The sequence below is a fragment of the Arthrobacter crystallopoietes BAB-32 genome (assembly GCF_000328305.2).
GTDB classification, from domain to species: domain Bacteria; phylum Actinomycetota; class Actinomycetes; order Actinomycetales; family Micrococcaceae; genus Crystallibacter; species Crystallibacter crystallopoietes_A.
The window spans coordinates 1-12,117 of sequence record NZ_ANPE02000072.1 but is presented as its reverse complement, the minus strand read 5'-3'; the positions used below and the strand labels follow the sequence as shown (position 1 = coordinate 12,117).

Below are 12,117 nucleotides of genomic sequence, written 5' to 3'. Positions count from 1 at the left end.
GTACGGCTAACGACGGCGGCCAGGGACCGCCGTCGTTAGCTCACCATGGCGAGGGGTGCACCGGAGGCGGCACGGCGGAGTGCGCCGGACCCCGGAGGCGGCACGGGTCCACTGCGCCGGAGACCGGAGCGGGGCGTCAGTAGCGCTTTGCGGCCTCGGGGTGGGCGGCCAGGTCCTGCTCGACCTCGCGGTGGACCTTCTTCTCCAGGATGACGGACAGGAAGGGAATCACGCCGCCGAGGGCGATCAGGATGAAGCGGGTGAACGGCCAGCGCATCAGCGACCACAGCCGGAAGTCGGCAATCAGGTACAGCACGTACAGCCAGCCGTGGGCGATCAGCACGGCGATGGAGAGATTGACGCCGCCTTCCATCACGGACGGCTCGGCCTGGGCCAGGCCGAAAGCCAGCGGTTCGCCGGTCAATGTGTTGGTGGTCCCGGCGAACAGGAAGAGATTGAACCCGTAGCGCAGGATCATTTCGAGGCAGAGCAGCAGCAGCATCACGCCGGTGATCCACGAGGTGGCCTTGTAGAACTTCAGCGCGGAGCGGATCTGCGCGTGCGTGCCGCCGAAGCGCCGCTTCGCCGGCCGGGCGGGCCGCTGGCCGGTCTGCTGCGGATTGTTGTCTGTCACGGGGATACCTCGTTCCTGGGTGCATTCGTGGATGCACCGTCCTGCTCATCGCCGGCGTCCTGCCCGGCCTGGTACCGGGCCTCTGCGGCGGCGAATTCTTCGTCCTCAAGCGTGCGGCGGTAGTCGTCGGCCACCAGGCGCCACCAGAGGAAGATGGCGAAACCGGCAAAGACCACCCATTCGACCGCGTAGAACACGTTCATCCAGTTGATGGGCGTTTCCTGCGGCTGGGCGCCAACGACGACGGGGCGCAGGTCGGTGCCTGCGGTTCCGTCCCCGAGGTCCTCGCCGGCCACGGTCAGTGCCGTGGCGGTGACGAATCCCGAATAGGACGGGGCATCCCACAGGTTGATCAGCTCGGCGACGGACAGCGTGGGCACCTGCCCGGGCACCGGGCGTTCCGCGGCCGGGGCTTCCGTGGGCAGCAAACGCCCGACGACGGTGGCCTCGCCCTCCGGTGCGGCGGTGGCGTCCGCAGGATCGGCGATCCAGCCGCGGACCACGGGAATCATGACGTCTTCGCCGTCCAGCTGCGGCGCGCCGTCGACGGCGAAGCCGGTCACCACCCAGTAGCCGTTGTCACCCTCGTGCAGCCTGTCCTGTACCAGGACCTGGTCCTGGGGCCGGAACCGGCCGCTGAAGGAGACCATCTGGTCCGCTTCCGAGGCGGCCATCGGCGTGCCGGGCTGGAAGGATTCGGTCAGCGGCCGGACGGTTTCCGTCTGCGACGGCGGCGGCGGTGCTTCGCTGCGGGAGGCCGAAAACTGCCACTGGCTCAGCAGCACGAAGACCGTGGCGATGGCCAGCGCAAGCACCAGCGCCGCGATCCAGCGGGGCTTGAGGGCAGTTTTCAACACCCATTAACCCTACTTCGTCCCTTTGTAGAAAACCGAATCCAAGCTGTTCGCTCAGGCCAGCGGGACGATGTCCTCCACCGCCATCCGTGCCGAGTCCGCCGCCGCGTCGTCCGGCTGCTCCTGGCTGAGCCGTTCGGCCTCGACCCGGGCCAGGTAGTACTTGGTTTCGCGCTCCTGCTGCTCCGGGCTCCAGCCGAGCAGCGGGGCCATCAGATCCGCGACGATCGGGGCGGCGGAGACCCCGCGGTCCCAGGCTTCGATCGAAATCCGCGTGCGCCGGGTCAGGACGTCGTCCACGTGCCGGGCGCCCTCGTGGGTCACGGCGTACACCACCTCGGCGCGCAGGTAGTCATCGGCGCCCGGCAGCGGTTCGGCAAGCTCCGGGTCCGAGGCGATCAGGGCCAGCACTTCCTCTGCCAGCGAGCCGTACCGGTTGAGCAGGTGCTCCACCCGCGCCACGTGGACCCCCGCCCGCGACGCGAGCCGGCTGCGCTTGTTCCACTTGGCCTTGAACCCCGGGGCACCGAGCAGCGGCACCGATTCCGTGCAGCTCGGCGGGACACGCTCGTCCAGCGCCCGGACGGCCTCGTCCACTGCGTCCCGCGCCATAATCCGGTAGGTCGTGTACTTGCCGCCGGCGACGACCACCAGCCCCGGCACCGGGTGCGCCACAACGTGCTCGCGCGAGAGTTTGGCGGTGGAATCGTTCTCCCCTGCCAGCAGCGGCCGCAGGCCGGCGTAGACCCCTTCGACATCCTCGCGCGTCAGCGGCGTGGTGAGCACTTCGTTGACGTGGTCCAGCAGGTAATCGATGTCCTTCGCGGTCGCCGCCGGGTGCACCTTGTCCAGGTTCCAGTCGGTGTCGGTGGTGCCGATGATCCAGTGCCGTCCCCACGGAATCACGAACAGCACGGACTTCTCAGTGCGAAGGATGAGGCCCACGGTGGACTGGAAGCGGTCCCGCGGCACCACCAGGTGGATGCCCTTGGAGACCCGGACCTTCAGCTGCCCGCGGCCCGTCACCATGGCCTGGGTCTCGTCCGTCCAGACTCCGGTGGCGTTGACGATCTGGCGGGCCCGGATGTCGAATTCCGCGCCGTCCTCCTGGTCCTGCACCCGGGCGCCGACCACGCGTTCGCCCTCGCGCAGGAAATTGACCACCTTAAGCCGGTTGGCTGCGTGCGCCCCGTAGTCGGCAGCGGTGCGCACCAGGTTCACCACCAGCCGCGCGTCGTCGACCTGTGCGTCGTAATAGCGCACCGACCCGACCAGCGCCTCCTTCTTCAGGCTCGGCGCCGCCCGCAGCGTGCTGTGCCGGGACAAGTGCTTGTGGAATGGCATCCCCCGGCCGTGTCCGGTGGCGACGGAGAGCGCATCGTAAAGCGCGACGCCAGCCCCTACGTAGGGGCGTTCCACGAACCGTTTGGTCAGCGGGTACAGGAAGGGGACGGGCCGGACCAGGTGCGGAGCGATCCGCTGCAGCAGCAGGCCGCGTTCCTGCAGCGCCTCGCGGACCAGGCCGAAGTCGAGCATCTCCAGGTAGCGCAGGCCGCCATGGATGAGCTTGGAGGACCGCGACGACGTTCCGGAAGACCAGTCACGGGCCTCCACGATTCCGACGTCCAGCCCGCGCGTCACCGCGTCCAGCGCGGCACCGGCACCGACCACCCCGCCGCCGACGATCAGGATGTCCAGTTCGTGTCCGCTCCGCCCGGTTTCCCGCAGCGCCGAGAGGGCTCGGCTCCGGCTTTCCGGGCTAAGGGCAGCGGTCGTGCTCACGGTGGGACCTCCGAGCGTCGTCAGTCGATCTGGTACGGGGCGAGGACTACCTCGCACCGCTGGAACTCCTTCAGGTCAGAGTAGCCGGTGGTCGCCATCGAACGGCGCAGCGCACCCACCAGGTTCGAGGTGCCGTTGGTGTGGTGGGACGGGCCGTACAGCACTTCCTCCAGCGGACCAACGGTGCCCACCTTGACGCGGTCGCCGCGCGGCAGCTCGTGGTGGTGGGCCTCCTGGCCCCAGTGCCACCCCTGTCCCGGGGCTTCCTCGGCGCGGGCCAGGGCGGCGCCGAGCATGACCGCGTCGGCGCCCATGGCGACGGCCTTGATGATGTCGCCGCTGGTGCCCAGTCCGCCGTCGGCAATCACATGCACATAGCGGCCGCCGGATTCGTCCATGTAGTCCCGGCGCGCCGCAGCCACATCGGAGATGGCCGAAGCCAACGGCGAGTGGATCCCCAAAGCCCGCCTCGTCGTCGTTGTTGCCCCGCCGCCGAAGCCGACCAGGACGCCGGCCGCACCGGTGCGCATCAGGTGCAGCGCCGGGGTGTAGCCCGCCGCGCCGCCGACAATGACCGGGACATCGAGTTCGTAGATGAACTGCTTGAGGTTCAGCGGTTCGTGCTCGCGCGAGACGTGCTCGGCGGAGACCGTGGTGCCGCGGATGACGAAGATGTCGACGCCGGCGGCCACGACGGTCTTGTAGAACTCCTGCGTGCGCTGCGGCGTGAGCGAACCGGCTACGGTCACGCCGGATTCGCGGATCTCGGCCAGCCGGGAGGTGATGAGTTCCGGCTGGATGGGGGCGTTGTAGATTTCCTGCATCCGCAGGGTTGCTGCCGGGCTGAAGTTCTCCTCGCTGAGGGCGGCGATTTCGTCCAGCAGCGGCTGCGGGTCCTCGTACCGGGTCCAGAGGCCCTCGAGGTTGAGCACGCCCAAGCCCCCGAGCTTGCCCATGGTGATCGCGGTGGCCGGCGACATGACCGAGTCCATCGGCGCGGCGACGACGGGCATCTCGAACTGGTAGGCGTCGATCTGCCACTTGACCGAGACGTCCTTGGGGTCGCGCGTCCGCCGGGACGGGACGATGGCTACATCGTCGAGGGAGTAGGCACGGCGCCCACGCTTGCCACGGCCAATTTCAATCTCGTAAGTCACGGCTCTAGGTTATCCCAACGGCGGCGCGGATCCGGGACCTGTGTCCTGCCGCAACCTACGCTGCAGCCGATGCCGTGAGCTTGCGGGGCCGCACCCCATTCCGCCCAAGGATGGGCTCCAGCGCGTCCGCCAAGCACCTGCTGCGGCCCCGAATGCACGACGGCGCCGCTCCCCTGTGTGGGGAACGGCGCCGTCGATGTGGCCCGGCTACCGCTTGTAGTTCGGTGCTTCGGCCGTGATCATGATGTCGTGCGGGTGGGACTCCTTGAGTCCGGCACCGGTAATCCGCACGAACTTGCCCTTCTCCTTGAGCTCCGCAATGGTGCGGGCGCCGGTGTAGAACATCGTCTGGCGCAGGCCGCCGACCAGCTGGTGCGCCACGGCTGCGAGCGGGCCGCGGTACGGAACCTGCCCTTCGATGCCTTCGGGGATGAGCTTCTCGTCGTCCGGCACGTCCGCCTGGAAGTAGCGGTCCTTCGAGTAGGACGTGTTCTTGCCGCGGGTCTGCATGGCCCCCAGCGAACCCATGCCGCGGTAGGCCTTGAACTGCTTGCCGTTGACGAAGACCAGGTCGCCCGGGCTTTCGGCGGCACCGGCGAGCAGCGAACCGAGCATCACGGTATCGGCGCCGGCCACCAAGGCCTTGCCGATATCGCCTGAGTACTGCAGCCCGCCGTCGGCGATGACCGGAACGCCGGCCGGGATCGCGGCCTTGGCAGACTCGTAGATCGCTGTGACCTGCGGGACGCCGACGCCGGCAACGACGCGGGTGGTACAGATGGAGCCGGGGCCGACGCCGACCTTGATCGCGTCAGCTCCGGCGTCGATCAGGGCCTGCGCGCCTTCGCGGGTCGCGGCCTGCCCGCCAATGATATCCACGTGGGCCGCAGCTGGATCCTTCTTCAGCCGCGCGATCATGTCCAGCACGCCATGGCTGTGGCCGTTGGCGGTGTCGACGACCAGCAAGTCGACGCCGGCGTCGATCATCGTCATGCCGCGCTCGTAGCCGTCGCCGAAGAAGCCGATGGCAGCGCCGACACGCAGGCGGCCCTCGTCATCCTTGGTGGCCAGCGGGTACTGCTCGGCCTTATCGAAGTCCTTGACGGTGATCAGGCCGCGCAGGATTCCCTCGCCGTCGACCAGCGGAAGCTTTTCGATGCGGTTCTTGCCGAGCAGTTCGATGACCTCCGCGCGGCTGATGCCCACGTGTCCCGTGATCAGCGGCATCTTGGTCATCACTTCATCGACCTTGACCGTGTCGTAGTCAGCCTTGGCCACAAAACGGGTGTCGCGGTTGGTGCAGATGCCGAGCAGCTTGCCGTTGCCGTCCACGACCGGCAGGCCTGACACGCGGTAGTTGCGGCAAAGATCGTCCAGTTCGCCAAGCGTGGCGTCCGGGGAAATGGTCACCGGGTTGGTGATCATGCCGGACTCGCTCCGCTTGACCCGGTCGACATGCTCGGCCTGGTCCTGGATGGAAAGATTGCGGTGGATCACGCCGAGTCCGCCCTGCCGTGCCATCGCGATGGCCATGCGCGATTCCGTCACGGTGTCCATGGCCGCAGACAGCAAAGGCGTCTGCACGGTGATGCGCTTCGACAGCCGCGAACTGGTATCAGCCTCCGAGGGGATCACGTCCGTGGGGCCGGGGAGCAGCAGCACGTCGTCGTAAGTCAGGCCCTCAAAGGCAAACGGGTTGAATTCTTCGGACACTCTCGGGCCTTTCGGTACATGCCGGCGCACCGGAAGCGGGGGGAACGGGCAGCGGCCGGGATGGTTTCGGTGGGTAGATACATCCTAGAACCATTCGCCCTGTGCCTCTATTTCCCGCGGATGGTTATGTGGTCAACGTTACTCCTGGCCCTCCACCTGCACTGCGGCATCACCGGACGGGCCGTCCGATGGTTCCGGTTCCTGCGGCATGTCGTAGCCGGCCAGCTTGCCTTCGTAAGCGACCATAACGACGCCCCCATCCCGTGTACCCGCGCCATCCACTTCTGCAACTGCAGGGGGCAATTTCCTGCCGTCTCCGCAAGTGGCTGCCAGAGAGCCGCCTCCCCGCTCGCTCGGCGCCTTCTCCTCAGGTCTCTGCGCGCGCCAGTATTCGTAGGACCGTTCCACGAGGCACAGTCGGCTTGCCCTGTCGTATTCTTCCTCTGCAATAGGGCTGGTTTTACCGGAGGCGGCGTCCAGCCACATTTCCTCACCGTTCAGGCTCAGCCGCTGCTTGAGCCCGTCCCCCGGTGCCTGCCGGGCCGGCCCATGCAGGAATTTCTCATCGGACCCCGCGTCGACGGTCCAGACGGCCTCTCCTGTGACCATGTCAAAGCCTTCCACCACGACCGTGACGTTCTCGAACGTCTTGTTCCCGTCCTTGTCAACGATCATCGTTCCGGTGGTCTTGCAGCGGATTCCGCGGTAGGACTTGTCGTCCAGCGCGAACGGCCCCACATCCAGTTGATTGTTGCAATCCTGCGCCGGGGCGTCCCAGATCAACTGTCCGGTTTTGGCATTCACAGCTGTAATCCGGTTGCGGGCCAAGTCGACCCGGCCGCCCTCCTCCGAAGGTGACGTTAGGTCGAATCCCAGGAGGAGCAGATCATGCTCGTCGAGGTACTGATGCTGGAAGGACGACCGTCTATTGATCCCCGGGCCGAAGGCGGAAACCGCTCCGAGTTCCCAGCCAATGCGTTCGTCCTGCATCTGGCCGATCCCGTAACGCATGCCACCGGATCCGGAGAACGCGTAAAGGCCACCATCGCCGACCGCATCCGCCTCAGGTGGCATGCCCTGCATGATCGGATCTACTTCGAAGTCACCGCTCTGCGCGGAGTACCTCATCCGGGTCCGGTCGCCGAAGACCCCTTCGCCGTCGAAACACACTGCCTTCGCATCATCGTTACAGGAGTAGACGCCGGCGTGGACCACCACGCCTTCACTCATGCTGATGGTCTTCCCGCTGGCGGCGTCGACGATTCGAATGCGGTCCAGCCAGGGCCACCACTCCGGTTTGATCCATTCGTAGCTGAAGTCGCCGGGGGCAGCGAAAGCCACTGCTTCCCTGCCATCTTCGAGTTCGATGAACGCCGCACGCGGAGCCGTCCCGGCGAAACGCTGTCCGGGCGTCGCCGGGTGGCGCCACTTCACCTTGCCGGTGGCCGAATCCAGGGCCACAATTTCCAGGCCGCGGTCCTTGGCGGCAAAGGCGATGGCCGTTCCGTCCTTCGCCTGAGGCTGGCCGACGACGTCCAGCTCCTGCGTCCAAAGCCGGTGGGCTGGGCCGAGATCTCGTTCAGGCTCCTCGACCGCCTGGGCGCTGGCTTCGGGCGACGTCCCGCCATCGGCATTGCCGGGAGCAGTGCATGCCGACAAGGCAATGGCCGCTGCTAGCGGCAGGACGGCGAGCGCGAGGCATCTGTGAGTGATTCCCATGCGGCCAGTCAAGCGGAGCAGCCGCCGCTGCGCGATAAGGATCTGCCGGACTGTGGATAACCCTTGGGAACCACTGGAGGGGACCCGGACGAACGCCGGATCCCCTCCAAGGTTTGGACGACCTAGGCGGACGTCCTGCCATTGCCGTTAGTGGCTGTGGCCTGCGTGCTCGTCTTCGTCGGAAGGCTTCTCCGCAACCAGGGTTTCGGTGGAGAGAACCAGGGCCGCGATCGACGCTGCGTTGCGCAGGGCGGAGCGGGTCACCTTGACGGGGTCGATGACGCCCGCGTCGACCAGGTCCTCGTACTCGCCGGTGGCGGCGTTGAAGCCCTTGTTGACCTCGAGGTCGGCAACGCGCGAGACCACGACGTAGCCTTCGTAGCCGGCGTTCTCGGCGATCCAGCGCAGCGGCTGGACCAGCGCACGGCGGACCAGTCCGACGGCGGTGGCGGCGTCGCCTTCGAGGGCGAGGACGTTCGGGTCGGTATCCAGGACCTGGGAGGCGTGGACCAGGGCGGTACCGCCGCCGGCCACGATGCCTTCCTCAAGAGCAGCGCGGGTGGAGGACACGGCGTCCTCGATGCGGTGCTTCTTTTCCTTCATCTCGACCTCGGTGGCTGCGCCGACGCGGATTACGCCGATGCCGCCGGCCAGCTTGGCCAGGCGTTCCTGCAGCTTCTCGCGGTCCCAATCGGAGTCAGTGCGCTCGACCTCGGCACGCAGCTGCGCGATGCGGTCGGCCACGTCGGACTCGGAGCCGGCGCCGTCGACAATGGTGGTGTTGTCCTTGGTGACGGTGATGCGGCGGGCCGAGCCCAGCACCTCAAGGCCAACCTGGTCCAGCTTCAGGCCCAGATCCGGCGAGACAACCTGCGCACCGGTGAGGATGGCGATGTCCTGCAGCATGGCCTTGCGGCGGTCGCCGAAGCCCGGGGCCTTGACGGCAACCACGTTGAGGGTGCCGCGGATCTTGTTGACCACGAGGGTGGACAGGGCTTCGCCTTCGATGTCTTCGGCGATGACGAACAGCGGCTTGCCGGCCTGCAGGGCCTTCTCCAGCAGCGGCAGGAATTCCTGAACCGAGGAGATCTTGCCCTGGTTGATCAGGATGAGCGCGTCTTCGAGAACGGCTTCCTGGCGCTCGGCGTCGGTGATGAAGTAGGGCGAGAGGTAGCCCTTGTCGAACTGCATGCCCTCGGTCAGGGCCAGTTCGGTCTGCAGGCCGGAGGCCTCTTCGATGGTGATGACGCCATCCTTGCCGACCTGCTCGAAGGCCTTGGCCAGCAGCTCGCCGATCTCCGGGCTCTGGGCCGAGATGGTGGCGACCTCGGCCACCTTGCCTTCAACCTCGCGGGCGTTCTCCAGCAGGCGTGCGGCCACTGCCTCGACAGCAACCTCGATGCCCTGCTTCAGTGCGCCCGGGGCGGCACCGGCAGCAACGTTGCGCAGGCCTTCCTTGACCAGAGCCTGCGCCAGGACGGTGGCCGTGGTGGTGCCGTCACCGGCGACGTCGTTGGTCTTGGTGGCGACTTCCTTGGCCAGCTGGGCGCCGAGGTTCTCGTACGGATCCTCGAGCTCTACTTCGCGGGCGATGGTGACGCCGTCGTTAGTAATGGTGGGAGCGCCCCACTTCTTGTCCAGGACGACGTTGCGGCCGCGCGGGCCGAGGGTCACCTTGACGGTGTCGGCCAGCTTGTCGACGCCGGCTTCCAGGGCTTTGCGGGCAGCGTCATTGAACTGCAGCTGCTTTGCCATGTGATCTCCTTGATCGAGAAAACCCCGGCCAGTTGCCTGGCCGGGGTCATCGGAAAACTTACTTTACGACGATCGCCAGGACGTCGCGGGCGGAAAGCACCAGGTATTCCTGGCCGCTGTGCTTCACTTCGGTTCCGCCGTACTTGGAGTAGATGACAACGTCGCCTTCGGCTACGTCGACGGGGACGCGGTTGCCGTTGTCGTCAACACGACCCGGTCCAACTGCGACAACCTTGCCTTCCTGCGGCTTTTCCTTGGCGGTGTCCGGGATGACCAGGCCGGAAGCGGTGGTCTGCTCTGCTTCGAGCGGCTGGACAACAATACGATCCTCAAGAGGCTTGATAGAGACCGACACTCGGCTCTCTCCTTTGCATGAGCTACGAATAGGTACTTGGCCAAGGACTTTTCCGCCGTCGTCGCGGTGCCGGCGGAAGGCTCCTTGAAGGGTTGGCACCCGTACGGTGAGAGTGCTAACACCGACTCTATGCGCAGGATTAGCACTCGGTCAAGGCGAGTGCCAACGGCGTCATCTGTCGGCCGCAGCGGCAGCGAGAATCGTCCGGAAACGCTCCGGATCCTGCAATGGCAGGCCGTGTCCGGCCCCGTCCACGATGAGCAGCCGGCCTGACGGGTGGGCTTCCGCGAGGAGCGCAGCCGAGCGCTTCATGACCGCCTTTTCCTTTTGGCCGACGACGACGAGGGCCGGTGTTGCGGTGCGGCGCCAGCCATCCGGGATACCGAAGGCCGCGTTCCCCCGCAGCACAGCCTCCATGGTTCGGCCGCCGATGGCTGCCGTGGTCCGGTAGTAGTCGTCGAACATGTCGTCCCGGATGGCCAGGGCACGGGCCTGCAATCTCGCGAACCAGCGCCTCCTGGCCAGCGGCATCAGCCATCCGGCCGCCCGCGCGGCCGCCGTACCTAAGGCCAATGGGACAGCCAGGGCGCTCACAATGACCGCACTGTCCACCAGTCCGGGATACCGCGACACCAGGTCCACGGCGATCTGCGCTCCGAGCGAGAACCCGACGACAGTGATCTTCACGCCGCCGGTGCGCAGTCCGGCGAGCAGCCCGGCGAGTTCATCCGCCGTCTGGCCGATGCTGGCGAAGTCCTCAGCCGAGCTCGTCCCGTGCCCGGGCAGGTCCGGGACGACAACGTGGAACCGGCCGGAGAACTGCTGCACCTGCCGCTTCCACATCCAGCCGGCCACCCCGCCGCCATGAATCAGCAGCAGGACGTGACCACCTCGATCGCCTGCATGGTCGATGTGCACGCTCTACCCCCTTTCCCTGACGCGCAACGTCTTTTTCGGGCAGACCGTTTTGCGGTAAGGCTAACCTAACCGCTAGTCTGCAAAGGCGCGCAGAAATTAGCTAACGCTTTTGTGGCCTATTGCCGGAGGGCGACAGGCTCTCCGAATCCGATCATATTGGAGCCAGATATGAACTCGACCGTGAAGTCCCGACTACTGGCGGTCTCCGCCGCAGCGTCACTGTTCGCACTCAGTGCCTGCGGCCAGGGCGCTTCCGCCACCGGGACGGAGGGCGAAACCGTCACTGTCGAGCACGCGCAGGGCACCACCGAAGTTCCCGCCAACCCCGAGACCGTCTACACCTTCGATCTGGGTGCGCTCGACACGCTCGATGCCCTCGGTGTCGAGGTCGACGGAGTCCCGCAGGCGGTCTACCCCGAATCCCTGGCCAAGTACAGCGAGGACTCGGTGACCAAGATCGGCTCCATGAAGGAACCCGACTTCGAGGCCATCAGCGAAGGCGCACCGGACCTGATCATCATCTCCGGCCGCACCGCAGAGGCGTACCCTGAGCTGAGCAAGATCGCGCCCACCATCGATGTGAGCGTCGACATGGCCGACCCGATCGCTTCATTCAAGGAAAACACCGCCACGCTCGGCGGGATCTTCGGCAAGGAAGCCGAAGCCAAGGAGAAGCTGGCGGCCATCGACACCCGCATCGAAGAGACCAAGGCTGCCGCAGCGGACGCCGGCACCGGCCTGATCGTGATGACCAGCGGCGGCGAACTGACCGCTTACGGCGCCGGCTCCCGCTTCGGCCTCGTCCATGACGTCCTCGGCGTCCAGACCGCAGCCGATGTCAAGGCCGAAGGCTCGCACGGCGAGGCCATCTCCTTCGAGTACATCGCCGAGAAGAACCCGGCGCACCTGTTCGTCATCGACCGCGATGCCGCCACCGGCGAGGCCGGCCAGGCCGCTTCCGCCGCGCTGGACAACGAACTGGTCAACGGCACCGACGCCGCGAAGAACGGCAACATCACCTACCTCGACTCCGCCTCCTGGTACCTGGTCGGCTACGGCCTCAACAATGTCGACGCCATGATCGGCGCCGTGCAGGAAGCCGTCACGGAGTAACCAGCTTCCGCTGCCGAAGGTTCCCTGGCGGGGCCTTCGGCAGCGCAGGCAAGGCGACTATGGCTTCCTCCACAGTGACCCAGAGAGCCCCGGCAGCAGCTGAGCGGGCCACCCGGA

10 protein-coding genes are annotated in these 12,117 nt (G+C 66.6%); 1 reads left to right on the top strand and 9 read right to left on the bottom strand.

Annotated features, from left to right (window positions below; translation table 11 throughout):
* Positions 1-136: 136 nt before the first annotated feature.
* The 9 genes from D477_RS03885 to D477_RS03845 form a co-directional block, all read right to left on the bottom strand.
* Positions 137-634, bottom strand: coding sequence for a DUF3817 domain-containing protein (locus D477_RS03885; RefSeq protein WP_005267461.1), 498 nt, complete (start codon positions 632-634; stop codon positions 137-139).
* Positions 631-1,491 (bottom strand): SURF1 family protein, encoded by an 861-nt coding sequence (locus D477_RS03880; protein ID WP_052510680.1) that lies wholly within the window; start codon positions 1,489-1,491, stop codon positions 631-633. The genes D477_RS03885 and D477_RS03880 overlap by 4 nt, the downstream gene beginning before the upstream one ends.
* Before the next feature lie 51 nt (positions 1,492-1,542).
* Positions 1,543-3,270, bottom strand: coding sequence for a glycerol-3-phosphate dehydrogenase/oxidase (locus D477_RS03875; protein ID WP_005267459.1), 1,728 nt, complete (start codon positions 3,268-3,270; stop codon positions 1,543-1,545).
* Positions 3,271-3,290: 20 nt separating this feature from the next.
* Positions 3,291-4,427 carry a GuaB3 family IMP dehydrogenase-related protein gene (locus D477_RS03870; RefSeq protein ID WP_005267458.1) on the bottom strand — a complete coding sequence of 379 codons (1,137 nt, stop codon included), beginning with the start codon at positions 4,425-4,427 and terminating at the stop codon, positions 3,291-3,293.
* 207 nt (positions 4,428-4,634) lie between these two features.
* The gene (gene guaB / locus D477_RS03865) at positions 4,635-6,140 is read right to left on the bottom strand and encodes an IMP dehydrogenase (RefSeq protein WP_005267457.1); all 1,506 of its coding nucleotides are present in this window, start codon (positions 6,138-6,140) and stop codon (positions 4,635-4,637) included.
* A gap of 138 nt (positions 6,141-6,278) precedes the next feature.
* On the bottom strand, positions 6,279-7,859 hold the full coding sequence (locus D477_RS03860) for a hypothetical protein (protein WP_150109990.1): 1,581 nt from the start codon (positions 7,857-7,859) through the stop codon (positions 6,279-6,281).
* A gap of 147 nt (positions 7,860-8,006) precedes the next feature.
* Positions 8,007-9,614, bottom strand: coding sequence for a chaperonin GroEL (groL, locus tag D477_RS03855; RefSeq protein WP_005267455.1), 1,608 nt, complete (start codon positions 9,612-9,614; stop codon positions 8,007-8,009).
* 58 nt (positions 9,615-9,672) lie between these two features.
* Complete coding sequence (gene groES, locus D477_RS03850) at positions 9,673-9,969, bottom strand: co-chaperone GroES (RefSeq protein WP_005267454.1); 297 nt, start codon at positions 9,967-9,969, stop codon at positions 9,673-9,675.
* A gap of 171 nt (positions 9,970-10,140) precedes the next feature.
* Positions 10,141-10,887 (bottom strand): alpha/beta fold hydrolase, encoded by a 747-nt coding sequence (locus D477_RS03845; RefSeq protein ID WP_005267453.1) that lies wholly within the window; start codon positions 10,885-10,887, stop codon positions 10,141-10,143.
* A 168-nt stretch (positions 10,888-11,055) separates the two neighbouring features.
* On the opposite strand from D477_RS03845, the gene D477_RS03840 reads away from it, so the two are divergent.
* Positions 11,056-12,000 (top strand): siderophore ABC transporter substrate-binding protein, encoded by a 945-nt coding sequence (locus D477_RS03840; RefSeq protein WP_005267452.1) that lies wholly within the window; start codon positions 11,056-11,058, stop codon positions 11,998-12,000.
* The last annotated feature ends 117 nt before the right edge of the window (positions 12,001-12,117 follow it).

Excerpts from the sequence above, each read along its gene's own strand:
- D477_RS03860 (WP_150109990.1), bottom strand. The coding sequence starts at position 7,859 with ATGGGAATCACTCACAGATGCCTCGCGCTCGCCGTCCTGCCGCTAGCA.
- groL (WP_005267455.1), bottom strand. The coding sequence starts at position 9,614 with ATGGCAAAGCAGCTGCAGTTCAATGACGCTGCCCGCAAAGCCCTGGAA.
- D477_RS03840 (WP_005267452.1), top strand. The coding sequence starts at position 11,056 with ATGAACTCGACCGTGAAGTCCCGACTACTGGCGGTCTCCGCCGCAGCG.